Annotated in this window: 24 protein-coding genes and 3 pseudogenes; 9 read left to right on the top strand and 18 right to left on the bottom strand. The window is 64.0% G+C overall.

The annotated features are described in order from the left end of the window. The 4 genes and pseudogenes from ACXJL8_RS07275 to ACXJL8_RS07260 form a co-directional block, all read right to left on the bottom strand. Window positions 1-93 (bottom strand): annotated as a pseudogene (locus tag ACXJL8_RS07275) (acyl-CoA thioesterase); the annotation flags it as partial. After that, window positions 93-1,001 carry a fumarylacetoacetate hydrolase family protein gene (locus ACXJL8_RS07270; protein ID WP_456617577.1) on the bottom strand — a complete coding sequence of 303 codons (909 nt, stop codon included), beginning with the start codon at window positions 999-1,001 and terminating at the stop codon, window positions 93-95. The gene ACXJL8_RS07270 and the pseudogene ACXJL8_RS07275, both read right to left, overlap by 1 nt. 43 nt (window positions 1,002-1,044) lie before the next feature. Then, window positions 1,045-2,151, bottom strand: a complete 1,107-nt coding sequence (locus tag ACXJL8_RS07265; protein ID WP_456617578.1) for a cupin domain-containing protein — start codon at window positions 2,149-2,151, stop codon at window positions 1,045-1,047. A gap of 277 nt (window positions 2,152-2,428) precedes the next feature. Then, the gene (locus ACXJL8_RS07260) at window positions 2,429-3,472 is read right to left on the bottom strand and encodes a carbon-nitrogen hydrolase family protein (RefSeq protein WP_456617579.1); all 1,044 of its coding nucleotides are present in this window, start codon (window positions 3,470-3,472) and stop codon (window positions 2,429-2,431) included. Window positions 3,473-3,571: 99 nt separating this feature from the next. On the opposite strand from ACXJL8_RS07260, the gene ACXJL8_RS07255 reads away from it, so the two are divergent. The 4 genes from ACXJL8_RS07255 (at window position 3,572) to ACXJL8_RS07240 (ending at window position 8,436) form a co-directional block, all read left to right on the top strand. Next, on the top strand, window positions 3,572-5,731 hold the full coding sequence (locus tag ACXJL8_RS07255) for a thiamine pyrophosphate-dependent enzyme (protein WP_456617580.1): 2,160 nt from the start codon (window positions 3,572-3,574) through the stop codon (window positions 5,729-5,731). Next, complete coding sequence (locus ACXJL8_RS07250) at window positions 5,728-7,293, top strand: indolepyruvate oxidoreductase subunit beta family protein (protein ID WP_456684812.1); 1,566 nt, start codon at window positions 5,728-5,730, stop codon at window positions 7,291-7,293. Before ACXJL8_RS07255 ends, ACXJL8_RS07250 begins: the two co-directional genes overlap by 4 nt. 151 nt (window positions 7,294-7,444) lie before the next feature. After that, window positions 7,445-7,939: a MarR family winged helix-turn-helix transcriptional regulator gene (locus ACXJL8_RS07245; protein ID WP_456684811.1), complete on the top strand. Its 495-nt coding sequence runs from the start codon at window positions 7,445-7,447 to the stop codon at window positions 7,937-7,939. 14 nt (window positions 7,940-7,953) lie between these two features. Further along, a complete protein-coding gene (locus ACXJL8_RS07240; RefSeq protein WP_456617583.1) occupies window positions 7,954-8,436 on the top strand; it encodes a MarR family winged helix-turn-helix transcriptional regulator in 483 nt (160 codons plus the stop codon). Here ACXJL8_RS07240 and ACXJL8_RS07235 read toward each other — a convergent pair. The 10 genes and pseudogenes from ACXJL8_RS07235 to ACXJL8_RS07190 all read right to left on the bottom strand — a co-directional run. Continuing rightward, a pseudogene (locus ACXJL8_RS07235) lies at window positions 8,433-8,543 on the bottom strand (IS5/IS1182 family transposase); the annotation flags it as partial. The gene ACXJL8_RS07240 and the pseudogene ACXJL8_RS07235 sit on opposite strands and share 4 nt — an antisense overlap. A 124-nt stretch (window positions 8,544-8,667) precedes the next feature. Beyond that, window positions 8,668-9,201, bottom strand: coding sequence for a methyltransferase family protein (locus tag ACXJL8_RS07230; protein WP_456617584.1), 534 nt, complete (start codon window positions 9,199-9,201; stop codon window positions 8,668-8,670). 80 nt (window positions 9,202-9,281) lie between these two features. Further along, window positions 9,282-9,484, bottom strand: a pseudogene (locus ACXJL8_RS07225) (IS5/IS1182 family transposase); the annotation flags it as partial. 124 nt (window positions 9,485-9,608) lie between these two features. After that, window positions 9,609-10,337, bottom strand: coding sequence for an SDR family NAD(P)-dependent oxidoreductase (locus ACXJL8_RS07220; protein ID WP_456684810.1), 729 nt, complete (start codon window positions 10,335-10,337; stop codon window positions 9,609-9,611). Window positions 10,338-10,363: 26 nt separating this feature from the next. Next, window positions 10,364-12,022 carry an ATP-dependent acyl-CoA ligase gene (locus ACXJL8_RS07215; RefSeq protein ID WP_456684809.1) on the bottom strand — a complete coding sequence of 553 codons (1,659 nt, stop codon included), beginning with the start codon at window positions 12,020-12,022 and terminating at the stop codon, window positions 10,364-10,366. Continuing rightward, a complete protein-coding gene (locus ACXJL8_RS07210; protein ID WP_456617587.1) occupies window positions 11,988-12,464 on the bottom strand; it encodes an aromatic-ring-hydroxylating dioxygenase subunit beta in 477 nt (158 codons plus the stop codon). Before ACXJL8_RS07210 ends, ACXJL8_RS07215 begins: the two co-directional genes overlap by 35 nt. Next, entirely contained in the window at window positions 12,461-13,801 is a 1,341-nt protein-coding gene (locus tag ACXJL8_RS07205) for a Rieske 2Fe-2S domain-containing protein (protein WP_456617588.1), read from the bottom strand. Before ACXJL8_RS07205 ends, ACXJL8_RS07210 begins: the two co-directional genes overlap by 4 nt. Before the next feature lie 18 nt (window positions 13,802-13,819). Further along, window positions 13,820-14,767, bottom strand: coding sequence for a PDR/VanB family oxidoreductase (locus ACXJL8_RS07200; protein ID WP_456617589.1), 948 nt, complete (start codon window positions 14,765-14,767; stop codon window positions 13,820-13,822). Between the two features lie 158 nt (window positions 14,768-14,925). Then, window positions 14,926-15,657, bottom strand: coding sequence for a sulfite exporter TauE/SafE family protein (locus tag ACXJL8_RS07195; RefSeq protein WP_456617590.1), 732 nt, complete (start codon window positions 15,655-15,657; stop codon window positions 14,926-14,928). Between the two features lie 90 nt (window positions 15,658-15,747). Next, a complete protein-coding gene (locus ACXJL8_RS07190) occupies window positions 15,748-15,990 on the bottom strand; it encodes a hypothetical protein (RefSeq protein WP_456684808.1) in 243 nt (80 codons plus the stop codon). Window positions 15,991-16,155: 165 nt separating this feature from the next. Between ACXJL8_RS07190 and ACXJL8_RS07185 the strand changes: the two genes are divergently transcribed. Continuing rightward, window positions 16,156-16,296, top strand: coding sequence for a hypothetical protein (locus ACXJL8_RS07185; protein ID WP_456684807.1), 141 nt, complete (start codon window positions 16,156-16,158; stop codon window positions 16,294-16,296). On the opposite strand, the gene ACXJL8_RS07180 is transcribed toward ACXJL8_RS07185, so the two are convergent. The 4 genes from ACXJL8_RS07180 to ACXJL8_RS07165 form a co-directional block, all read right to left on the bottom strand. Next, window positions 16,293-18,077 carry an ATP-binding protein gene (locus tag ACXJL8_RS07180; RefSeq protein ID WP_456617592.1) on the bottom strand — a complete coding sequence of 595 codons (1,785 nt, stop codon included), beginning with the start codon at window positions 18,075-18,077 and terminating at the stop codon, window positions 16,293-16,295. The genes ACXJL8_RS07185 and ACXJL8_RS07180 overlap by 4 nt on opposite strands. 57 nt (window positions 18,078-18,134) lie before the next feature. Beyond that, window positions 18,135-18,785: a response regulator gene (locus ACXJL8_RS07175; protein ID WP_456684806.1), complete on the bottom strand. Its 651-nt coding sequence runs from the start codon at window positions 18,783-18,785 to the stop codon at window positions 18,135-18,137. A 153-nt stretch (window positions 18,786-18,938) separates the two neighbouring features. Next, a complete protein-coding gene (locus ACXJL8_RS07170; protein ID WP_456617594.1) occupies window positions 18,939-19,145 on the bottom strand; it encodes a hypothetical protein in 207 nt (68 codons plus the stop codon). After that, complete coding sequence (locus tag ACXJL8_RS07165) at window positions 19,142-19,996, bottom strand: helix-turn-helix domain-containing protein (RefSeq protein WP_456617595.1); 855 nt, start codon at window positions 19,994-19,996, stop codon at window positions 19,142-19,144. Before ACXJL8_RS07165 ends, ACXJL8_RS07170 begins: the two co-directional genes overlap by 4 nt. Window positions 19,997-20,449: 453 nt before the next feature. Between ACXJL8_RS07165 and ACXJL8_RS07160 the strand changes: the two genes are divergently transcribed. The 4 genes from ACXJL8_RS07160 to ACXJL8_RS07145 form a co-directional block, all read left to right on the top strand. Then, window positions 20,450-22,360 (top strand): ATP-binding protein, encoded by a 1,911-nt coding sequence (locus tag ACXJL8_RS07160; protein WP_456684805.1) that lies wholly within the window; start codon window positions 20,450-20,452, stop codon window positions 22,358-22,360. After that, entirely contained in the window at window positions 22,357-23,028 is a 672-nt protein-coding gene (locus ACXJL8_RS07155; protein ID WP_456617597.1) for a response regulator transcription factor, read from the top strand. The genes ACXJL8_RS07160 and ACXJL8_RS07155 overlap by 4 nt, the downstream gene beginning before the upstream one ends. A 103-nt stretch (window positions 23,029-23,131) precedes the next feature. Beyond that, window positions 23,132-23,512, top strand: a complete 381-nt coding sequence (locus ACXJL8_RS07150; RefSeq protein WP_456617598.1) for a response regulator transcription factor — start codon at window positions 23,132-23,134, stop codon at window positions 23,510-23,512. Window positions 23,513-23,679: 167 nt separating this feature from the next. Next, window positions 23,680-25,182: FUSC family protein (locus ACXJL8_RS07145; RefSeq protein ID WP_456684804.1), on the top strand; the 1,503-nt coding region annotated here is incomplete at its 3' end.

The following is a 25,182-nucleotide window of genomic DNA, read 5'->3' as shown; positions in this document are numbered from 1 at the left end:
GTTGAGGATGTTCAGGTAGGACGGAAAATAAGCGATGCCGGAAGGGTCGCAGTCGCCGAACCTCAGCTCGCGGTCGAACGAGAAATTCGTCATCAGATCGCGACGACCGGATGCCGGATGACGCCGACGCCATCGACCCCGGCCTCGACCACGTCGCCCGGCCACAGCCATTCCTGAGGGCTCCTGCCGGCGCCGACGCCCTCGGGCGTTCCCGTTGCGATGATGTCGCCCGGCTCGAGCGTCATGCCCGACGAAATGTCCGATATCAGCACCGGAATGTCGAAGATCATGTATTTGGTATTGGAGTCCTGCTTCATGACCCCGTTCTTGGTCAGCCAGAGCCGCAGATCATGCGGATCGGGAATCTCGTCCGCGGTGACGATGCACGGGCCGAACGGCGCATAGGTGTCCATGCCCTTGGAGAAGATCCACTGGCCGGCGCGGCGATTGTCGCGCGCCGAAATGTCGATCATCACCGAATAGCCGAACACGTGATCCATCGCCTTCTCGACGGTGATACGGGTCGCCGTCTTGCCGATGATGACGGCGAGCTCGACTTCCCAATCGAGCTGCTGCGTCATCTTCGCATTGTGCTGGATCGCCGCGCCCGGGCCGATCACGGAGGTCGGCGGCTTGGAGAAGACGACCGGCTGCTTCGGCAGGTCCTTGTCCGTATCCAGGCTCTTGGCGGATTCCGCGACATGCGCGCGGTAGTTCAGCCCGATGCCGAAGATGTTTTTCCGCGGCCGCGGGATCGGGGCCTGCAGCTTCACGTCCTCGACCGGAACGGCGGAGCCGGCCGGCAGGCGTCCATTGGCATTATCCAGGCAGTCCCTGAGCGCCGGCAGCAATGTCACGCTGTTGTCGATCAACGACAGCATGTCGCTCGGCCATGTAAAGCCCTGCGACGCACCGAGGTGCTCGACGTCCACAACCAATCCGTCAACGAGGACCCCGAGGCGGGCACCGCTGGAGCCCAAAGTGTAGGTAACAAGGCGCATGAAGCTTTATCCGGCTCTTTCGGTTGAATTCTGCGTGGGGACGTCAGGCGGCAACTGGCTGGTGGCCGGCATTGTCGCCATAGGCCTCTTCCCGGTAGAAGCCGAGACTCTCGATGACGGGCAGATCGTTGAAGCAGAACAGGCAGGCGTCTTCGCTCTCTGACGCATTGCCGTGCTCGTGCCATGCCCAGGAGGGAACGCAGAAGATATCGCGCTCCTGCCACTCGAAACGCTTGCCGCCGATCACCGAATAACCACGCCCCTTGGCCACCTGGTAGATGAAGCTGCCGGTGTGCCGGTGCGACTTGGTCCGTTCGCCCGGCCGCAGCAACTGCATGCTGGCGCCGATCGTCTGCATCACATGTCCGCCGGTGACCGGATTGACGTAGTTCATGAGAATGCCGTCGTAAGGCGAGCCATCGGTCGCGGCGGCATATTTCCGCAAGGCGTCGTAGGTAGGCTCCCACTCGTATTTGAACATCGGGGAATAGCCCTTCGACCATTTCGAGTCGACCGGGCGAAGACCGGGATTGCCCCAGGTCTTGGTCATGTCGTCCACGGGATAGCCGGAGTCTTCCTGCTGGACCTTGGGATGGACCGCGAAGAAGTTCGCTTCCAGCGCATTGACCAGCGGGATGTCGAGTCCGTCCTGCCAGATGCAGACCGAGCCGTTGCCGTCGACCCCATGCTCGTGCCAGGTGCCGTTCGGCGTCAGCACGAAATCCCGCGCCCCTAACGTCATCTTGTGACCGTCGACGACGGTGTAGGCCCCCGACCCTTCCATGATGAAGCGCAAGGCCGACGCCGAATGTGCGTGCGCCGAGGCGACCTCGCCGGGGTGCATCACCTGCAATCCGGAATAGAGCCAGCCGACCGCGGCCGATACGTCGCGGCGGCCGGGATTGTTGAGATAGATCACCCGCCGTCCCGCCTTCTCCGGCGAGACCAGCTCGACCGACCGCAGCACGTGCTCGCGCAGATCGTCGTAGCGCCAGAGCACCGGAACGGACGCCGATTGCGGCGCCCACGGCTCGATCTTGTTGGCGACCGTCCACAGCGCGCCAGCTTCGTACTTTTCGAGATCCTTGTAATAGGCCTTGAGCTCGGGCGTGTCCTCGACATTGGCCCGGCCGACGATGTTTTCGCGCATCCTATCCTCCAAGTCCTGTCTTGTGGCTTCAACCAAAGTAAAATGAGTTGGTTGATTGGGCCGCGGGGTGCGTCACCTCTCCCGCTTGCGGGAGAGCATAGGCCGCCTTCAGCGGCCGTCCTCCAAGAACGCCGAGGCGAAGCCTCGGCTTTGCCGAAGGCGCGGGTGAGGGTTCTCTCCTCTAGGGGGTTCTCGATTGCGTTGATACCCTCTCCCCAACCCTCCCCCGCAAGCGGGGGAGGGAGCGCACCTTCTTTGCGGTTTGCATCCCAAACCATTATTCCGATCCGAGCGGGATCGGCGTGAAGCCCTGCCCCGCGGCATCGCCCTCACCGTCTGCGAGGTCAAGTGGCGCCAAAGGACGCCGATTGACCCGGAGATCGAAAATGTCGAACCGGTTGTAGTGCCCGACGATGTCATGCATCTGCTTCGGCTGGATGCAGCGCTCGAGGTCGATGTCGGCGTAGACGATACCCTCGTCGTCGATCAGGGCATCGCCGACCAGGCGGCCGTCAGGCCCGATGATGCCGGAGAAGGCGCTCGACTTCCGCTGCAAGCGCGCGCGTGCGTCGGGAACCACGGCTTCCATGGCGGTGATGATCTCCTCCGACACGGTCGAACAGGAGACGATCGTAAAAATCTTGCCTTCGAAGGAGTGGGCAATCGCGCGCAACTTGATCGCCTCCGCCATGTCATAGTCGGGGGGCGCGACGGGAAGCGAGATGTAGCTGGCGACATGCACCAGCTCGCCCTGCCCCAACAGCGCAAAGCGCGCGAGCGTGTTGGTGTTCTCGCCGCACGCCAGCCCTCCGAGACGCCCGATCTCGGTATCATAGACGCGCAGGCTCGATCCGTCACCGCCGGTCCAGGTCAGCTTCTCTGCCCAGGTCGGCACCAGCTTGCGATGCTTGCCGAGCAGCGTGCCGTCCGGCCCGATGAAAACCATTGTGTTGTAGATCGTGCCCAGCGAGACCGGACTGCGCTCGTTCACGCCGAGCACGACGTGGCATCCCGTGTCGCGCGCGGCCTTCCGGACGACGTCGACCTCCGGACCCGGCACAAGGACCGACGCCTTGGCGAGCTTCTCGAACCATGCGCTTCCCGTGACCGGGTCGGTGATCCAGTTCCAGTAGGGGTAGCCGGGAACGAAGACTTCGGGGAACGCAACGAGCTTCGCGCCGTTCGCCGCGGCTTCACGGACCAGTGAAGCCGCCTTGTCGGCCGTCGCGCTCGCGTTGAGATATACCGGTGAGGCCTGGATGGCGGCAGCTTTAAAGCGAGGCAGCTTCAGCATCGGCGCAGGCCCTGTCGCTGGCTTCATGATCGCACTCGGGAGCAGATCCGCTAGAGTGTCAGCATGGCGCGGCGTTGACTTACTTTACATGTAAAAGTATGATAACGCATATTTCTGGAGGCTGCAATGGCTGAACGGTCTTTTGCTCGCGAAGTCGAGGATCTCCGGCTCGGCGACGGCGACACTTTCCGCGGCGAAGGCATCCTCGCCATCACCAAGGCCCTGCTGCAATCGGGCGTCGCCTATGTCGGCGGCTATCAGGGCTCACCGATCTCGCATCTGATGGACGTGCTCGCCGACGCCAAGGACGTGCTCGACGATCTCGGCGTCGTGTTCCAGAGCTCCGCCAACGAGGCGGCGGCGGCGGCGATGCTGTCGGCCTCGGTGATGTATCCCCTGCGCGGCGCGGTTGCCTGGAAGTCGACCGTCGGCACCAATGTCGCCTCGGATGCGCTCGCCAATCTCGCCTCCGGCGGCGTCACCGGCGGCACGATGATCATCGTCGGCGAGGACTATGGCGAGGGCTCCTCCATCATGCAGGAGCGCACCCACGCCTTCGCGATGAAATCGCAGATGTGGCTGCTCGACCCGCGCCCCGATCACGAGTGCATCGTCAATCTGATCGAGAAGGGTTTTGAGCTCTCGGAATTCTCCAACACCCCGGTCATGCTCGAGGTCCGGGTTCGCGCCTGCCACATGCATGGAAGCTTTGCCTGCAAGGACAACGTCAAGCCGGCGCACACCATCAAGGACGCACTCAACAATCCCAAGCGCGACGTCGGCCGCATCGTGCTGCCGCCGGCGGCCTATGAGCACGAGCAGGAGAAGATCAAGACGCGAATGCCCGCGGCGATCGGCTTCATCCGTGACCACAGGCTGAACGAGTGGATGGGGCCGAAGCAGGGCAAGGTCGGCATCATCATGCAGGGCGGGATGTACAACAACGTCATCCGCGCGCTGCAATATCTCGGCCTGTCGGATGCCTATGGCAACACCCAGGTCCCGCTCTACGTCATGAACGTCACCTATCCCGTGATCGACACCGAGGTCGCGGAATTCTGCCTCGACAAGGAGGCGATCCTCATCGTCGAGGAAGGCCAGCCGGAATATCTGGAGCAGGCGATCAACACCGTGCTGCGGCGCAAGGACATCAATGCGCGCATTCACGGCAAGGACGTGCTGCCGATGGGCGGCGATTACACCGCGCAGGTCCTGCTCGGCGGTATCCGGGAATTCCTCGAGAAGACCGAGCCGCGGCTGCTCGGCAACCGGCCGCCGGCGCCGGACGCCGCGCCCGTGCTCAATCATCCCGCCGTCGAGAAGCTGAAGCAGGTCGTGCCGGCGCGCCCGCCCGGGCTCTGCACCGGCTGCCCGGAGCGGCCGATCTTCGCCGCGATGAAGCTGGTCGAGGAAGAGCTCGGCCAGCACCATGTCTCGGCCGACATCGGCTGCCATCTGTTCTCGATCCTGCCGCCCTTCAATATCGGCGCGACCACCATGGGCTTCGGCCTCGGCCCGGCCTCGACCTCGGCCTTCAACGTCAAGGCCGACAAGCGCTCGATCGCAGTGATGGGCGACGGCGGCTTCTGGCACAACGGGCTGACCAGCGGCATCGGCAATGCCGTCTTCAACAAGCATGACGGCGTCTTCCTGATCGTCGACAATTACTACACCTCGGCGACCGGCGGTCAGGACATCCTGTCGTCGCGCGCGACCAACAAGCGGCGCAATACCAACAATTCGATCGTGCAGGCCGTGAAGGGCATCGGCGGCCAATGGGTCCGCCAGATCGACCGGACCTACGACGTCGGCAAGATGCGCGACACGCTGAAGGAAGCGCTGACGACCAAGGACGAAGGCCCCAAGGTCATCGTCGCCTCCTCCGAATGCATGCTGAACAAGCAGCGCCGCGTGAAGCCGCTGATCAACAAGGCGATCAAGGACGGGTTGCGCACCGTCAAGGAACGCTTCGGCGTCGACGAGGACGTCTGCACGGGCGATCACGCCTGCATCCGGCTCTCCGGCTGTCCCTCGCTCTCGGTGAAGCAACTCGACGATCCCCTGCGGGACGATCCGGTCGCGGCCATCGACAATTCCTGCGTCGGATGCGGCAATTGCGGCGAGGTCGCCGAAGCCGCCGTGCTGTGCCCCTCGTTCTATCGCGCCGATGTCATCCATAATCCGACCCGCTGGGACAGGTTCAAATCGAAGGTCGCCATGGCCGTGATCAGCTGGCTGCAACGCCGGCGCGATCGCCGCAGACCTGCGCTCGAGGCGCTGGCATGAGAGACGAGACGGTACGGCTGGCCCTCCCCGCCGCGGGTGAAGCAACCGAGCGGCCGATCTCGATGGCGATCGTCGCGATGGGCGGCCAAGGCGGCGGCGTTTTGACCGACTGGATCGTCCAGCTCGCCGAGAACCATGGCTGGGTCGCGCAATCGACCTCGGTGCCCGGTGTCGCGCAGCGGACCGGCGCCACGATCTACTACATCGAGGCCATGCCGCCGCTGGACGGCCGCAAGCCGATCCTGTCGTTGATGCCGACGCCCGGCGACGTCGACGTGGTGATGGCGGCGGAATTCATGGAGGCCGGCCGATCCATCCTGCGCGGCCTGGTGACGCCGGATCGCACCACGCTGATCGCCTCCAACCACCGCTCGCTTGCGATCGGCGAGAAGATCGCGCCGGGCAACGGCATCGCCGACGGGGGCGCCGTCACCGGCGCCATCGGGATTGCCGCGAAGACCGAGATCATCTTCGACCTGAACGCGCTGGCGATCGAGCACGGCAGCGTCATCTCGGCGGCGATGTTCGGCGCGCTCGCGGCCGCCGCCGTGCTGCCGTTCGACCGCGACAGCTATCTCGACGTCATCCGCGCCGGCGAGAAAGGTGCCAGGGCCAGCATTCAGACCTTTGAAGCGGCCTTTGACCGGGTCAAGCGCGGGGCTTCCGAGGTCGCGGCGCCTGCGCCATCGAAGCCGGCCAACGACGGCCCCTCTCGCGCGACGCCGGATCCGCAACTCGCCGGGCTTGTCGCAAGATTGACGCAGGAGCTGCCCGAGCCCGCGCTGGCCATGGGCCGCGCCGGCCTGAAGAAGGTGGTCGACTTCCAGGACGTCGCCTATGGCGCCGAATATCTCGACATCCTCAAGTCGCTGCACACTGCCGACCGGAGTTCAGGCGGCGTCGACAGAGGCTATGCCTTCACCCAGKCCGCGGCAAAATACCTCGCCAACGCGATGACCTACGACGACGTCATCCGCGTGGCCGACCTCAAGACGCGGGCCGGACGCCGCGCGCGCATCGAGAGCGAGCTCGAGATGTCGCAAGGCCAGCTGCTCCAGACCACGGAATTCATGCACCCCCGCATGGAGGAGGTGATGGGCATGCTGCCGGTGGGCCTCGGCCGCTGGCTGGGCGCGAAGCCGCGCCTTCTCGGCTGGCTGGACCGCCGCGTCAACAAGGGACGCCGGGTGCGGACCTATTCACTGCCCTGGTTCCTGGCACTCTATACCGTCGCTGGACTGCGCGGCCTGCGCCGCCGTTCCCTGCGTCACGCCGTCGAGATGGCTCACCGGGACCAATGGCTCCGGGCCGCGACCGACGCGGTCGGCACCAACTACCAGCTGGGTGTCGAAATCCTGCAATGCCGCCGTCTGGTAAAGGGCTATTCCGATACCCACAGCCGAGGACTGTCGAAATTCGACAAGACCCTGGACGCGATCAAGCTGGTCGAGCGGCGCGACGACGCCGCCGACTGGGCGCGCCGCCTGCGGGAAGCGGCGCTGAAGGACAGCGCCGGCAAGGAGCTCGACGGCGTGATCCAGACCATCAAGAGCTTCGCGTGATGCGATCGGGCGAGGCTCAATTCGATTGCCGTCCGGAGCGAAGGACGTCAGGATCGGGCGGCTTGACTACGATTCTGAGGTTGCTAATCGGAGCGACAGACCCGCGATAATCCCCCACTCGACGAGACACTCTGTACTCGATGGTCATGCAATGCCGGCAGCACTCAAAGAGAACATTGTTCCCGTCCCCGGGCAGGTCGAAACCCGGCTTTGGCTGCAATTGCTGTCCCTGCATGGCGAGCTCTTCGCGTCGCTGAATTCGATGCTGAACTCCGAGTTCGGCCTGTCGCTCGCAAAATTCGACGTGCTGGCTCAGCTTGACCGCTACAGGGACGGACTTGCGCTGGGGCAATTGTCGCAGAATCTGAAGGTGTCCGGCGGCAACGTCTCGGGACTGGTCCAGCGCCTGCTGGCCGACGACCTCATCAGCAAGGAAATGTCGAGCGAGGACCGGCGCTCGTTCATCGTGCGGCTCACGCCCAAGGGCGAAGCCCTGTTCGCGAAGGCCGCCGACGTCCACAAGAGGCATCTCGGCAAGYGGCTCGAGAACATCCCGACCCAGGAGCTCGACACCGCGCTTTCCGTGTTGCGGTCGCTCTCCTCGAAACTTCGCACCGAGAGCAAGAAGCAAAGTCGCAAGAGATAAAGTCGCAAGAGATAATGGCCAAAGAATCCAAGAGCAGATGGAAGTCGGGTCCGCCGAGGACCAAGGACCAGCTGCAGAACTACATCCCCTATCTGTTCAATCGCCTGGCCAATCGCTGGAACCTCGACCAGAACCGCGACCTGAGCGAGCACGGCGTCAACAACGTCGTGTTCCGGACGCTGTCGGTCCTGTTCATCTACAAGACGCTCACCGTCAACGAGATCGCGGTTCTCGCCGTCACCGAGCAATCGACCGCGAGCCGCATGGTCGATTCCATGGTGTCATCGGGCTTGGTCAAGCGCGAGATTGCCGAGGAGGACCAGCGCCGCAGGGTCGTGGCCTTGACGCCGGACGGCGAAGCGCTGCTGCGCAAGATCTGGCCGGTCATGGCGACCAACTACGACCGGCTGATCGCAGGCATCGAGCCTGACGACATCGAGGTCTGTGCGCGCGTGCTCGCCAAGATGGTCGAGAATATCCGGCTGAACCAGATCTAGGGTCCAGACTCAATTGATTGAAGCCAGAATGCCACGGCGGCAACGAGGCACAGGGCTGAGAAGTAGTTCCGAGCGAGTTTGTCGTAGCGCGTTGCGATGCGCCTGAAACCCAACCGCTTCGCCAATGGGGAGATGTTCTTTTCCGAGGGCCGTTAGCGTGCCTGCTCGCGGCGCCGGCGAAGCGTCCGAGACCGGTCGCGAGCAGCGGCTCGCACAACCGCGGGCCACCGATCATTTCGACCGCCATGGGGTCATCCGCGGTATCCAGCGCGGGACGGCGGCGCGGAACGCCTCGTACTCGCTCCCAAACGTCCGCTCGAGCGTGGGTTCTTCGTACGCCACGACGAAGACGTGGAAGAAGAGCCAGAGCAGCGCGCCGTAGACGATGAGGCGCCAATCGCCCATCAGCACCGCTTGACCCAGGATGATGGCAACGACCGCGACGTATATTGGATTACGCACATAACGGTAGAGACCGGTCACCACGAGATTCCGGGTCGGCGCGATGGGCGCGGGGGTGCCGAGACCCTGCAGCGCGAAACGCGCAAATGCGTCAACGAGCCCAGGCACGCCTGCGAGAATCATGATCGCGCCGATGCCGCGCGTCAGCTCCAGACCAAGGAACGGCGGCCGGAGTTGCCAACCCGTGATCGACCATGGAACCAGCCCCGCCAGCGTACACGGGGCGACCACGAAGAAAACCGCCGAGCCCAGCACGGCAATGGTTCGTTGCACGGCGGTTCCCGACACTCGCTGCGAGGTCATTCCGACCTCCCCTTCATGGATTCCCGTCGTCATCCGGGTGCCGGCCGCCATGTTATCCCAAAAGCGGAAACCGCGCACGACTAAAGCCAGAATGCCACGGCGGCAACGCGGCACAGGGCTGAGAAGTAGTTCCGAGCGAGTTTGTCGTAGCGCGTTGCGATGCGCCTGAAGTGCTTGAGCCTGCAGTAGCAGCGCTCGATGACATTGCGATCCTTATAGGCTTGCTTGTCGTGACTATGCGTTTCTTCCGATTTGACCGGCCTGGGATCACCGGTTTGATGCCGTCCTTGCAGAGACCAACCCGTTGAATCTCAATGTGGCTAATTGGATCTTATCCCTAGTCCTGCTTGTTCGAGCATGATCTTTTCGGAAAACCGCTTCGCACTTTGCCGGATCATGCTCGGCTGTCACGGACCGAGGCCGAYGAGGCTGGTGCCGCCGCAGACATAGAGCACCTGCCCGGTCACGAAGTCTGAGCGCTCGTCGAGGAAAAATTCGACCGCGTGCGCCACGTCCTCGCGCGCACCGAGCCGGCCGACCGGAACGTTGCGCGCCATTCTCTCCTGCCGCTCCGAACCCTTTGGGACGACACCCCAGAAATTGTCCGTCAGAATCGGGCCCGGCGCGACGACGTTCACCGTGATGCCGCCTGACGCGAGCTCCAGCGCCCAGGTCCGCGCCATGCCGTGCACGCCCGCCTTGGTGGCGGAATAGGCCGAGCGGGTCACGGCGCCCATCGCCGCACGCGAGCTGACGAACACGATGCGGCCGAAACGGCGCGAAATCATGCCTTCGAGGGCGGCCTGGGTCAGCAGCATCGGTGCGCCGAGGTGCAGTTGCGAAAGCGCCAGGATGTCTTCGGGCCTCGCATCGGGCAGCAGGTTCGGCAGGATGACGCCCGCATTGTGCACGAGGCAGTCGATGGCATGATCCCGGCAGATCTCCTGCGCGATGGCGCGTGTCTCCTCAATGGAGGTCAGATCAGCGCGATAGGCGGCGAGCAGATCGTGGGTCCAGTCCGGCGTCTCCAGTCCCACCGAGACCACGCGCTGTCCCTTGTCGACCAGCCTCTTCGCCAAGGCTTCGCCGATCCCGGAATTGCCGCCGGTGATGAGGGTGGTACGGATCTGGCTCATGATTGGTCTCCCCCGCTTGGCATACGTCAGACCTGCCGCCGCTTGAGGTCGCGCAGATCGAAGAACGCGCCATCAGACATCAGCTTGGCGACAAAATCCTTCAGCCCGCCGCGCTGGATCTTCTCGGTTGCGGTCAGCGGCAGGCTGTCGACGAAGCAGATCCAGCCCGGCGCCTTGTAATAGGCCATCTGCTCCAGGCTCCAGCGCACGATGTCCTCGGCGAGCGCGCGATCCGCCCCTGCCCGCTCCGCGATGATGACCGCCGCGACCTCGTCGCCGCGCAGCTGATCGGGCGTCGCCGCGACCGCGGCCTGCCGGATCGCGGGATGGCGGTTGAGGACGGACTCGACCTCGACCGCGGCGATGTTCTCGCCGGAGCGGCGGATCACGTTCTTCTTGCGATCGACGAAATGGAGGTCGCCCTCGGCATCGCGCGACACGATATCGCCGGTATGGAGCCAGCCGCCGTCCCACGCCTCGGCGGTGGCTTGCGGGTTCTTCAAATATTCCCGGAAGAAGCCGTAGCGCGGGTCCGCACCCGCGCGCCGCACCAGCAGCTCGCCGGGCGCTCCCGCGGGCGCATCGTTGCCGGTCTCGTCGACGATCCGGATATCGACCTCGGAGGCCGGGCGGCCGAAGCAGGAGGAGCCGATCTTGCGCGGCTCGACATTGGCGGCGATGACGCCGCCGCTGCCCGTCTCCGTCATCGCCCAGGCCTCGATCAGCGGAAAGCCGAAACGTTGCTCGAACGGCGCGTGCAGCAGCTTGTCGACGCCGGCGCCAAATCCAAACCGCACGGTGTGGGCCTTGTCCTCGTCCGATGCCGGCGCCCCCATCAGCATCGACGGYATCACGCCGAGATAATGCAGGCAGGTGGCGCGGCTGTTCCGCACCGACTGCCACCAGCTGCGCGGATGGAAACGATCGAGCATGGTCAGGCTGCCGCCGACCGACAGCATCGCCATCAGCGACACCGCCATCGCGTTCATGTGGAACAGCGGCAGCGGCGTGATCATGCGCTCGCCATCGGGCCTGAGATCGATCAGCCCGCCGACGTCGCGATACCAGTTGCCGGAATGCAGGAAGTATTCGTTGGTGAGCACGCAGCCCTTGGGCTGTCCGGTCGTCCCCGACGTATAGAGCAGCGCGCATTCGGTCGAGCCATCAGCCGCGGTCGCTCCTTGCGCGCCGCCGAAGGGAGCGGGAACGTCGCCGCTGTCGGTCACGACCGCAATCGCGCGCCCCGCCTGGCGGGCCGCGGTCTCGACCTCGGCGCGCCGCTCACTGAGCACGAACGCCGCGTTCATCTCGGAATGCGCGATGATGTATTCGAGCTCGCTCATCCGCAGATCCGGATTGATCGGCACGACGGAGACGCCGAGCGCGTTGAGCGCGAACCACAATTCGACGAATACAGGCCGGTTCTGGAGCAGAAGTCCGACCCTGTGGCCCTCGCCATAGCCCCGGCTCGCAAATGCCGTCCGCCAGCGCTCCACCCGGTCCAGCATGGCGCGGTAGGATATTTCGCCGGCCGTGATGCCGTAGATGTCGGCGGTCTCCCTCAAGACGTTGAGAAAGGCCGCCTCGCCCCGGCGCAGCGCGGTGTCGCGAAAACGTGCGTAGACTGTGGTCGCAGCGGTCAAGACGATCTCACATGAAAAGCTGGATGTTGCCGAACGGCGCATCGAAATTGACGAGATCGACCCGCTTGAGCTTGATCTTCAGGGTGTCGCCGACCTCGACGAAATCGTGCGACGCCCATCCCGAATAGCGCTCCAGCATATCGCCGCGCGTCTCCGTGTACATATAGGACGTGCGCGCCTTGAACACGCCGGCGGCATTGTCGCAGGCGACGATCTGCGGCGCCTGGAGCAGATGATGGCAGCGGCTCTTCGGCTTCTGGCTGAAGGTGCGCTCGCCCGACAGTCGTTCGACCCGCACCTTCAGCAGCAGCAAATCCTCGTACATCAATGAGGGCTGGAGCACCGGATCCTGCTGCTGCCATTCCAGCGGCATCCAGTAGCGCCCTTCGGGGTGAAACAGATCGAGCCACGCCTGCCACTGCATCGTGTCGAGCAGATCGGCCTCGCGATAGATGACGTCGGTGATCGTCTTCTCGGTGATCATTCCGCGGCCTCGACGCGCTTGTCCATGTCCATGGTCATGAACTTGGCCCAGGCATGAAACTGGTTCCGCATCTGCCGCTCCGACGTGCCGTTGATGACGGCGGTGACGTCCTGCTCCTCGTTGCTCTCATAGAGCCGGCGGAGATTGACCCATTGATTGCCGTTGGACTTGAGGCCCTCCTGGGCCCGTTCGTACATTTCGAGATCGTCGTGCCCGACGATCGAGGTCGGCGCGTTGATGAAGCGGTTGTACATCAGGGCGCGCTCGTAGAGCTTGTCCGGTGCGCCGACCAGACGATACACCCAGCTTTCGACCAGCGTCTTGTCGACCGCGATGGGGATGAAGTTGCGCAGGATCTGGACGGCGCCCTTGACCATGATGTTCGGGAAATAGACCGTGTTGTGCCTGACCTCGCCGAGGATTTCGTGCGCCCGCGTCTCGCCATAGGCCGCGACCATCTGGTCGACATAGCCGTCGATGTCCGAGTAGTTCGAATGGATCGAGTTGGCCACGCCGGTGTGGCCATGGCCGTTCGGCCAGATCCTGATGCCGCTCTGCTCGTAGAACTCGTACGGGCTCATGAAGGGACCGTAGAGCTGCACCGCCATCGGTGTTTCCGTGGACTCGCCCTGCTCGCGCTTCCAGACCTTGACCGCGGTGCCGGCCGAGCTCTCATGCGCCACCATCGGATGGCAGGTGTCGGTCTGGTTCTCGACCAGCATCTTCCAATTGCAGGTGTGCATGTAGCGGATCGGCGTCGCGACGACGGCAAGCTTCCCCTCCGGCGAACGGTCGACCATGTTGTCGATCGTCGACAGGCTCTCGCCAAAATAGTCCTCGAAGGACACGCCGTCGTCCGAGAGCCGCGCGAAGATGAAATCGCGATGGATCACGACGTTCCTGATTTTCGACAGCCCGCCATTCGCCTGGGTGTCGCCGAAGCCGGTGCCCTCGTAGCCCTTCTTCAGGGGAATCGCGAGCAGCGAGCCGTCGGTCTTGAACGACCAGGCGTGATAGGGACAGCGGAAGAACTTGCCGGCATTGCCGCAKGGTTCCGAGGCGATCTTCACGCCCTTGTGCGGGCAGCGGTTGTAGAAGACGTGGATGGAGCCGTCGGTATGGCGGCTCGCCAGCACCGGCTGCCGGCCGATATTGGCGGTGATGAAATCGCCGGGTTTCGCAAGCTGGCTCGCATGCCCGACATAGATCCAGCTGTTCGGGAACAGGTGCTCCATCTCGAGCTCGAAGATCTCGGGATCGACATAGACGTCGCGATGCACCTCGGCTTCGCGCACCAGCGCCGCGATCGCCGGCGCATTGTTTCCGTATTTCGCCATGGCGCCCCTTGCCTCCCGTTAGAGATCCAACACCAGCCGTTCCGACTTCGCGCGCGACACGCAGATCTGCATGACCTTGTTCGACGCCTTCTCGTCGTCGCTGAGAATGACGTCGCGATGGTCGGGCGTGCCCGAGATCACGCCGCACTGGCAGATGCCGCAATCGCCGCGCTGGCAGTCGTAGAGCACGTCGAGCCCCGCGGCCTCCAGCGCCTGGATGATGCTCTGACCGGCTGCAACGGTGACGACCTGCCCGCTCGATTTGAGTTCGACCTCGAACGGCTTGTCGGGCGAGCCCGGCCGCTCCGCGTTGAAGAGCTCGTAGTGGATGCGGTCCGCGGCAATACCCTGGGCAAGTGCCGCCGCTTTCACCGCATCGATCATGCCGGCGGGACCGCAGACATAGATGTGGGTGTCCGCCGTCACATCGCCGAGCGCCGCCGCGAGATCGAGGCGCGAGTCGTCGCTATCGTAATGGACGGACAGGCTTTTCGGGCAGATCGCCTGCAATTGCGGCAGGAACGCCAGCACTCCTTGCGCGCGCCCCGCATAGTGCAGGCGATAGGGATTTCCGCGGGATTGCAGCGCGGCCGCCATCGACAGGATCGGGGTGACACCGATGCCGCCGGCCAACAGGATTGCCGGCGCGGAGCCCTCATGCAGGTGAAAATGATTGACCGGCGCGCTTGCCCTGACGACGTCGCCGGTCTTCAGCGCGTGCATGAACTGCGAGCCGCCGGTCGACGCCTGCTCGCGCAGCACCCCGAGCGCCAGTGCGCCCTCCGGGAGATCCGGCAGGGCCATCAACGAATACGGCCGGTCTCCGCCGCTCGGGAGCGCGACGCGGATATGTGCGCCGGCCTGCCATCGCGGCACGGCACCCTCCACATCAAGCACAAGGCTCCGTACGAACGGCGTCTCCGCGGTACACGATCTCACCTTGAGCTTGAGCGGATGCGCGTCCATTCAGGCATCTCGATATTATATGAATCTGCATATATTTAGACATATAATAATCCCTTGTCAACCGGCGGCGAACGGCCGCTCAGCACTGCGCCCCCGCGCAGACGCAGGCCCCCAGCTTCAGACTTTCAAATGATGATCCGCCCGAAACCACGGCCCTGCTAGATCACAAGGCAAAGTCCCGAAAACAGCAGCAGGCCCAGGATAATTCGTTTGAAGGCTGCTTCGTTGATCCGTCCGAACAGGACGATACCTCCGGCCGTTCCGGCAGCCAACGCGGGCAGAGAAATGCCAAAGTCGATCAAGACCTTTAGCGACAGGCTGTGGTGCGACAGCATCAGCGCGAGGGCGAAGAGCTGCATGACACCTATGTAGGGCTGAACCAGGCCGCGCTGCTGAACTTTCGGGAAACCATGGATGTCGCACCAGATCGCAGGAAGTGCGCCGGGCATCGCTGTCAATCCGCCGACCAGTCCCCCACCAAATCCGACCAGCGCGTTCCTGCTCCGGCTGGCCATCTCACGCAAATCGGCAGGCGCCGGCCGGAACAAGGCATAGGCCGCGTAAAGGGATACGAGAATTCCAAAACCAAGTCTGAAGATCCCGGTATCCGCATTCTGCAGGAGATAAATCGCGATCGGGATGCCCAATAGCCCGCCGGCGATGAAGACGAGGCTGGTTTTCCATTGCATGCTCTTGCGTAGCGCGAACAGATTGGCCGCCTGCACGGTGATGCTGCAAGCCATCATCAATGGCACAGCTTCCATGGGCGGAAAAACGTGTAACAGAATGGCGCCGGCGACGGCGGAGAACGCAAACCCGGAAAGGCCCGAGACGAACGCACCGGCGAAAACCGCCGCACTCAGCACCAGATAAGCCGCTATGTCCGACATGGCATCGTTTCCTCAAGAACGGTGATCGTCGTCAATCATAGGACGGCGTGGGGTGGCCCGAATTCACGCGAGCCTCAGCCACCAGCCGATCTAGTCGCCGTGGATCGCCGCGACTGCCGTTTCGATCGGGCGGATACTGGGCGCGTGATGCAGCATGTATGCTCCGATGAGGTGCAAAATGCCGAAGCCAGCGAGCACAGCGATGGTCCATGCCTTGAGAGGCGGCGATGGTCGCCGGGCGTGGGAGCTAGCRGTAATTGCCATATCCAAATTGCTTTCTCGCAGGCGTTCGAAATTCGACTGAATGCTCACAAATGCTTCACCGACGCTCACCACTGGTATCGCGCGACGCCCTTGCCGGCGAAGCCGCGCGTCTCGATAGCCCTCGTTGACGGCACGCCCCTGCTCCCAACCGCCGAATTCAAGATCGGCTGCTGTCCAAGTGCGTCCAGGCGGGGTGAAAGATATCGCCGGGTCGATTCACGAGCGATACGGCAGATGTCGTATTTCGTCGCCGGCAAGCAGGCCAATGTCGAAGGACCCGCCCAGCAGATGGCGGCGTTGGAGATCAGCGCCGAGACACAATCGCAGCCGTGGCGGGACGATCGCCAATCTCGGGGCAGCCACGCATCATTCTAGCCATCACTATCGATCGCTTCCTTGCCGCCGACGCAGGCGGCAACGATCGCTTCGTGCAATTCCTCGCCGGTGACCGGCTTGTGCAGAATGCGATGACCGCCGGCGGTGGCTTCCCGGATGCGCGACGGCGAGGTATCGCCGGTGACGATAATGGCGGGCACCGAGCGGCCGATATGAGCGCAAAGGGCCTCGATCGCCTCCAGGCCCGTAACACCATCTCCGAGGCGGTAGTCGGCGAGGATCAGATCGACCGGTGCATCGCCGGCCGCGATCGCCTCCGCGTGAACCTGTTGCACCTCGGCGGCAGATCGTCCGGCATAGATCCGATGGCCCTGCAGCGTGAGCAGTTGCACCATGACATCGAGAACATCTTCCTCGTCTTCCACGACCATGATGCTGACGGCGGTGCCTGGCGGCGATGCCCTGTTATCGGGCAAGGGAGTTTCAACCGCACTGGCTATCGGGACCGTGACGGAAAACATCGAGCCGCGCCCGGGGACGGAGGCCAGCTTCAGCGGGTGTTGCAGCAGCGCGACGGTGCGGCGAACGATGGCGAGGCCGAGGCCAAGGCCTTGCGTGCGATCCCTCGCCGGGTTCTGCAATTGCACGAATTCCTCGAAGATCATGGCTTGCTGATCTGCGGGGATGCCCGGGCCGGTATCCCATACCTGGATTTCCACCGACGTGCCGCGCCTGCGGCAGCCGAGCAGAACGCCGCCCGATCTCGTGTACCGAAAGGCGTTCGACAGCAGATTGCCCAACACCCGTTTCAGCATCATGGGATCGCTGTCCACCTGGAGGCGGCTTTCAACAACGCGCCAATCAAGGCCACGATCTTTCGCCGCTGAAACGAACTCGTTGCTGAGCTGGTCGAACAGTTGGGAGAGATTCACCGTCTCCCTCGCAACAGTGACGACGCCGGCATCAAGCCGGGAGATGTCGAGCAGTCCGTTCAGAAGGGCGCTGAGGTTGCCGACGATGGATTTCGCCTTGCCGGCCAGATCGCGTGCATCGCCGGATTGGACAGCGCCGCGATGGCCCAGCGCCGCGAGCGTGGCGATCAGCAGGCTCAAGGCATGGATCGGCTGGCGCAGGTCGTGACTGGCGGCCGCAAGGAAACGCGTTTTCGCACGGTCGGCGGCCTGCGCGCGGTCGCGTTCTTCCTCGAGGTGGCCGACCAGCTCGACATTTTCCAGGCGCAACCTGATGGTCTCACGCAGCATGCGGTGCGTTGTGCGGCAATAATAGAGGTTGATCGTCACAAGTCCCGTAAGCAGGGCGAGATATGCGCCGGCGGTATCACCTCCATTGATAAAGGCGCGCACCATGACCGGCAGCACCGTTGCGATGATCGAGCCGACCAGAGCCGGCGGAAAGGCCGAGAGCGACGGAACTGTGCCGCAGACCAGACCGGTCAAGGCAACAATGGTGAATAAAAAAGCAACGGGCTGTTCGGGAACGAACCCGACCCAGCCGAGCATTCCCCACAGCAGTCCCGACACGCAGGAAAACGCGGCCGCGAGCCACGCCCATCGCAACACAGACGCTGGCTCTCGATTCCGGCTGAAGAACCGGCGCGCCGCCAGGACGCGTATGGCGGTGAGCAGATACAGCGCACCGAGCCATCCGACCAACCAGCTCGCCGGTACGGTGCTCCTCAGGACGTATGCCGCCGCCAGGGAGATGAGGACGTTGGAGGCCACCACCCCATAAGAATTGCGATACAAGAGCTCGACGAGCGCTTCGCGTATCTTGTCTTCCCGCATCGAACCGTCCTGCATCGAAACCTCTCCGCGCGCCGGTCGCTGCGGCGGCTTCGTTTGCGAGTTGCCGTTGCGCTAACCCGATGGAAGGCCGAGACGGATCGCGTAGGCGGTCAATTCCGCACCACTGTGCAGATCGAGCTTCCGCATGAGATTTTCGCGATGTTTCCGGGCGGTGAGCGGGCTGATGCCGAGACGATTGGCGATGTCGCGGCTGGTGGCGCCGTGAGGGATCATGCCCAGGATCTGCCGCTCACGTCTTGTCAGCGTGACCGGAGATATGATCGCAGCCGAGGGCTCGGGGGGTTCGTTCGGGCCGTCATGCTGGTCCACCGCAAAGCGAACCTCCTCCGCCACATAGGCATTGCCTCTTTTGATGGCATCGATGGCAGCGATGAGTTCGGATGGATCGCCGCTCTTGGTCAAATAGCCATTCGCGCCCGCGGAAAAAGCGGCCCGCACGGAACGCGGCTCAACATTGGCGGTGAGGACAAGAACGCGCAGCGCCGGCCATTCGGTTTTCAGGTTGGCGATGAACTGAAACCCGCTCACGCCGGGCATGCCGAGATCGAGGATGAGAAGATCGGCGGGGCTTTCGTTCAGCAGCCGGTGAACGGCTTYACCGTCCCCCGCCTGTCCGCTGACCGTAAGCCCGTCCACGGTCGACAGAAGCTGCTTCAGGCCTTCCCGAACGACGGCGTGATCGTCAGCAATGATCGTCCTCACCGGTCCCACACCTGCATGGCTCGCCATCGCTAACGGTATTAGGGTATCAACCAACTCCAATCAAGGATGTGGATCACAATTCCGTTTGCCGGATGGGATCGCCCTGGTCATTTTGCGGTGATCGTCCGAATGCAACCTCGCCGTGTCGCGCGCCTAGTGCGCGACGCAAGCGACGATGGCCCTGCAGAAGTTGAGGGTGAAGCGGCCATAGAGGACGCTTGACCCCGGTTCTGAAGCTGCCAGACGATAGGCGTTGCCGAGGGCACGGGCCATCTCGACCAGTGCCATGATCTCATGATGCGTCAATGCCGCGTGAATGCCGAACAGCGGCAGCAGGGCCTGAATGCCGACGCCGCTCATGACGGCCCCGCTCCAACGCACGGCATCGGCATCGATTGCGCGAGACAGGCACTCCGCCATTGATAGGGCGTATCGCGGGCGAACCGCTTGAACACCGTCGTGAAATGCGCCTGGGTCTGGAATCCGACGGTCAAGGCGACATCGACGAGCGTGACGTCGGCTTGCCTGAGCAACTCCTGAGCCCGCTCGATGCGCCGCTTCAGCAGATATTCATGCGGCCGCATGCCGACCGCCGCCCGGAACTGCGCGGCAAAGTGCATCCGGCTCAGGCCGGCAACGGCGGCCAGATGCTGCAACGTGATCTTCGCAGCCAGATTGTCGTCGACATATTGCAGGACGCGCTTGAGGCGCCACTTCTGCAGCGACCGCACGGCTCGGCAGCTCTGCCCTTCACGGTCGCCGTCAGCCGGGTCGGCCTGGCTTCGTCCGGCGGTGGTCTGTCGGCTGGCCTTGCGGGTCAGAATGGCCAGACGCAGCGCGTCGGCCAGAATCTCGGAATGGGGGTGTTGCGTGGCTTCGGTAGCCGCAAGCGCATCGGACAGGCGCAGCATCACCGGGTCGGTGAATTCCACGGCACCGGACGCCCGGTCGGTCGTCGCCGATTCACGCGCTAGACGTTTCGCGAAAACCCTGAAGCCGGCCTCGCCCGCGGCGGATCCCCGCATATCCGGCGCATCCGCCTCGACGGCCAGGGCAACATCCAGATGGACCAGGGAGAGCGTCATCTCCTCCTCGCCGGAGCGATCGCGACCTGTCGAGAACGCGATGCGCCGGCCGTCAACTCCCGGTATGTCGATCGAACCGATGACACGATCATTTGCGGGGAGCGGGTGTGAGATCTGCTGCGCCATCGTCGAACCTCTTTGTCCTGTTTTCGACTCGGAAAGGCCAGGCTGGCTTGTCCGAATGTCATGGGAGCAGAGTAATTCGCCGGCCCAAGCGCTCCATTCTACGCGCGGGTGCATCGATAGGTTGTCAGGTTGACCGGGTCATACTTGAGTATGATCGCGGCATGGCCTGCGACCGCCGGCCGGATGCCTCACCGGCACCGGTGGACGAGCGATCCGGCGCCGGATTGAGGCGGCTGCGGTAAGTTGACGCGCTTGCCGCGCGTACCGTCGATCGGCAACGCCGCGGAAATCCCTCGTTTTCCTTCAGAGACGTCCTCGTCGGCACGCTGGCCAGATTTCGCGATTGCGGGACGTCTTCCAAGAGAGCACGAAAAATATGCCGCGGGATGTTGTCGGCACGACAAAATCCCGGCATCAACGCGACTGCGATGAGACGAACGACAGCCAGCGACGATGACGATTCCTGACCGGCCCACGGGTTCCTCCATGAGCCGCGCCGGATTGCGGTTCTGGTCTGCCGTCCTCGCCTTAGCGGTTTTCCTTGTCGATGTGTTGACGCCGCTCGAGGGCGCCGTTGCGGTTCTCTACGTCGTGGTGATCCTGCTCGCGGCGAGGACGAACCGGCGCAATGACATCATCGCCGCCGCCGCGGGCTGCGTCATCCTGACGATGACGGCCTATTTGCTGTCGCACGACCTGGAGTCCATCGCCTCACCTGCCCTTCGTGCGCTGGTGAGTCTCGCGGCCATCACGATCACCACCCTGCTTGCGCTCCAAAATCACGCGGCGACGAACCGCCTGGCGGCGCAGGCCCGCCTGCTCAACCTGTCGCATGACATGATTTTTGTCAGGGATCGCGCCGGCGTGATCACCTTCTGGAACAAGACCGCGGAACACACCTACGGCTGGTCAGCCGACGCCGCCCTCGGCCGACTCGCCGACGAGCTTCTGCAAACCAGATATCCGGAGCGGCGGGAGATCATCGAGGCAGCCCTGCTCGACACCGGCCGATGGGAAGGCAGAGTGGAGCAGCGGACGAAGGCCGGCGTCATGCTCAGCGTCGATGCCCGATGGGCCCTCCAGCACGACTATCTCGGCAAGGCCGTCGGGGTGCTGGAAACGCACACCGACGTCACGGACCGCGTGGCGGCGCACGGCGCGCTGGTGCAGAGCGAGCAGCGATACCGCCGGATGTTCGACGCAAGCCGGATCGGCGTCGTCGAGCAGGACTGGAGCGACCTCAGAACCGCACTGAAAGCGCTGGATACCGGCGGGGCCGGTCTGCGCGACTATCTCGCGCGAAGCCCGGATTTCGTCCGGCAGGCCCGCCGGCTCGCCAGAATCACCGACGTCAATCCGGCCCTGCAGAAGATGGCGGGGGCGACCGACTTGTCAGCCTTCATCGCCAACCTGGACAGGCTTCTGGTCGGGAACGACCGGAGTTTCGTCAATGCATTGGTGGCATTCGCCGACGGAGAGCCATTCTACGAAGGAGAGAGCGAGTTCGTCGGACTCGACGGGCGCAAGATTCCCGTGCTGTTTACGATCACCTTTCCGGCGGATTCCGACGGAGATCGCAACGTCCTCGCCTTTGTCGTCGATATCACCGAGCGCAGGCAGGCACAGGACGCGCTGCTCGCGGCGCAGGCGGAGCTCGCCCATGCCACGCGCGTCGCCACCTTCGGCGAGCTCACCGCGTCCATTGCCCATGAGGTCAATCAGCCGCTGGCGGCGATCGTCACCAGCGGCCAGGCCGGCTTGCGGTGGCTGCGGCGCGATGTGCCGGATCTGGACGAAGTCGCGGCCACGATCACTCACGTCGTCGCCGAGGGCCGCCGGGCCAGCGAGATCGTGACTCGCATCCGGGCCTTCCTGAAAAAGACGCCTGCCCAGCAGGACGTGCTGGAGATCACCGAGATCATCGARGAAGCGGCCCTCCTGGTGACGCGGGAACTCGCAAAAGACGACGTTGTCCTGACCATCGAGACGGAACAAGGTTTGCCGCCGATCAGGGGCGWTCGGGTCCAGCTTCAGCAGGTTCTCGTCAATCTGCTGATCAATGCCGGCCAGGCCATGTCGGACCAGCCCGGTTCCCGCACCATCACGCTGCGCGCCGCCGCCGTCGACGGCGAGAACCTCGCCATCACGGTGCAGGACAGCGGCCCCGGCATTCCGCCTTACGACCTCCCTCGCCTGTTCGATCCCTTCTTCACGACGAAGCATGGCGGGATGGGCATGGGACTTGCGATCTGCCGAACGACGGTGAAAGCTCACGGCGGCCAGTTGACGGCAGAGAGTATTCCCGGCGCGGGGGCGACATTCCGCCTGACACTGCCATCCAACCAAGAACACGCCTCGCCATGACACGACCAGACCAAGCGCATCCACCGGCCCAGTCCTCGGGTTCAGTCGTCATCATCGTCGATGACGACGCGGGCATCCGCACCTCGCTCGACAGCCTGTTCCGATCCGTTGGCCTCGAGACGCGCCTGTTCGGCTCGCCGGCCGAGCTGCTCGGCAGCACGCTGCCCGACGGCCCCGCCTGCATCGTGCTGGACGTCCGGCTTCCGGGCGTGAGCGGGCTCGATCTGCAGGGTCAACTGACCCGGCAGGGCATCCGATATCCAATCATCTTCATGACCGGCCATGGGGACATTCCGATGTCGGTGCGCGCCATGAAGGCAGGCGCCGTGGATTTCCTGTCCAAGCCGTTTCGCGACCAGGACATGCTCGATGCCGTGACCGCGGCGCTCGAGCGCGATAGCCAGCGCCGCGCGGAAGCCGCGACGAAGGAGGATATCCGCGCCCAGTATGAGACCCTGACGGCGCGCGAGCGCGAGGTGATGGGCCATGTGACCGCCGGCCTAATGAACAAGCAGGTCGCAGGCCTGATCGGCCTCAGCGAGATCACGGTCAAGATCCACCGCGGGAGCGTCATGCGCAAGATGGGGGTCCGGTCGCTGGCCGACCTCGTTCGCAAAGCCGAGGCGCTCGGGATTTCCCAGACCAGAAAGACTACGGACCAAACCTGAGTATAATTCCGGCGGGACTGCCGCACGGTGCATAAGGTGCCATTGACCACGTATGCGGGGAGATTTCCTCCTTGCTGAACACCGCGGTCAGGAATGTGTGCCAATGGCCAAGACCCCGGTGATTGCGATCGTGGACGACGACGAAGGCGTCCGCGCGTCGCTTGCGAGCCTGGTGCGTTCGCTCGGCTATGAGGCCCACGCCTACGAGTCCGGCGTTCAGTTCCTGCGGGAACCGTCGGAAGACGATCCAGCCTGCATGATCGCCGACATTCAGATGCCGGTCTTAACCGGCGATGAACTGCAGGCGCAGCTGATCGCCTCCGGCCGCCGCTTCCCGATCATCTTCATGACGGCGTTTCCAAGCGAAGCCATGCGCCAGCGCGTGATGGCGGCAGGCGCGCATTGCTTTCTCGGCAAGCCCTCCAGCGGCGACGAGATCATCCGCAGCCTCGAAGAGGCGCTGGCAGGCCACGCGCCGCAATAGTCCAGTCCCCGGCCGGACGGACGACGGCCCCTGTCCCTCAACCCGACGTGCATTCCCGCAACCAGGTTGGTGGACCGGAAATACCGGCGAGCCCGGCAAATCTCATACTTGCGCGCGTATCACGACATTGGCAGCGCGATCCGCTCTGCCGAGGGGGATCTTGCGCGATGCAAGTCAATGCCAATGCTGCCGCCGAGGCGCGCCCGTTGGTCTTCGCCGGCTTTCCGGCGAGCTCCTGGGCCTTTGCGCTGCGGGTGTGGCTTGCGACGCTTCTCGCGCTCTATGTCAGCTTCTGGCTCGAGCTAGATTCTCCCTCGTCGTCGGCCCTCACCGTGGCGGTCCTGGCACTGCCCACGCGCGGTCAAGGCATGGAAAAGGCCGGCTACCGGCTCGTTGCAACCGCCATCGGCGTGGCGGCATCGATCGCGATCGCCGGCATGTTTTCCCAAACTGGCGGTCTCCTGCTCGCGGTGTTCGGCATCTGGATCGGCCTCTGCGTCTACGCTGCCGGGATGCTCGACGGCAATCGCGCCTATGCGGCAGCCCTCTGCTGCATCACCGTCGCCCTGATTGCCATCGAGCAGATCGACAGTCCGCTGCAGGTATTCCCGACCGGCGTCGCGCGGGGCGCCGCCATCACCATCGGCGTCCTTGCGGTGGCACTGGTCAACGAGGTGYTGGCCGCGCCGGACTACCATCCGGTTCTGGCAAGCCGCTTCGAGGCGTTGCACCGCCGCGTCATGGACTTCGCGCAAGGCGCCGATCGCGATGAAGCTTCATCCACACCGATCGCGGCGGGACTTTTGCACGATATCGCGGCGCTGCATCCGGAGATCGCCAGCCTTACGACGGAGTCGAGCAGCGGCCCGGCGAGAACCGCGGCCGCGCGTTCGGCGCTCGTCGATCTCGTCAGCGCATTGTCTCTCGCCCGCATGCTCGCGGCGCTGTCCGTCGCCGCCGTCGCGGCCAGGGACGATCCGCACCACGGCAGATCGGTCCTGACGACGATCTGCCGGACTCACCTCCGGAGCGAGATCAGCCGCAAGACCGCAGACGTGCGCAGCAGCCTCAATGCGCTGCACGAAGGAACCTACCCTTCCCACGCATGGCGTGCGCCCCTGTATCGCTCGCGCCGCATCGCGGCCGGAAGCGGCGCGCGGGCAGCGATCTGTTTCGCGCTGGTCGCGGTCTTCTTCATGCTGGCGGGCTGGCCCGCCACCGAGCTCTGCCTCTCGCTGGTCGCGGTCATTGCCGGCCTCGGCGCGACGTCCCCCGAGCCGCGCAGTCTCACCATGACGGCGTTGATGGCGACACCGATCGCGTGCGTGCTGGCCGGCATCCTGAAATACCTCGTCTTCAACGGCGTATCCGAGTTTCAACTGCTGGCGATCGGTCTTGCACCCGTCGTCATCGGCCTTGCGCTGCTGATCTCGCTGCCAGGCCGCGTGCTGTCGCCACTGGGTCGCCTCACGCTGGTGTTCACACTCATCATCCTCGCGCCGACCAACCCGCAGAGCTACGATCCAAATGTGTTTCTGGTGACGTGCCTCTTTGTTTGTCTATCTTCGGTCCTGGTCTTCGCGGCGCAGCTTCTGCTTCCTCCGCTGTCGGGCGAGCAGCGGATCGGGCTGCTGCTGGACGAGGCAAGGCGCGAACTGAACCAACCGGAC

It is taken from the genome of Bradyrhizobium sp. P5_C11_2 (genome assembly GCF_054049755.1).
The sequence above is the reverse complement of the archived record's forward strand: the minus strand, read 5'-3'. Positions and strand labels throughout refer to the sequence as shown.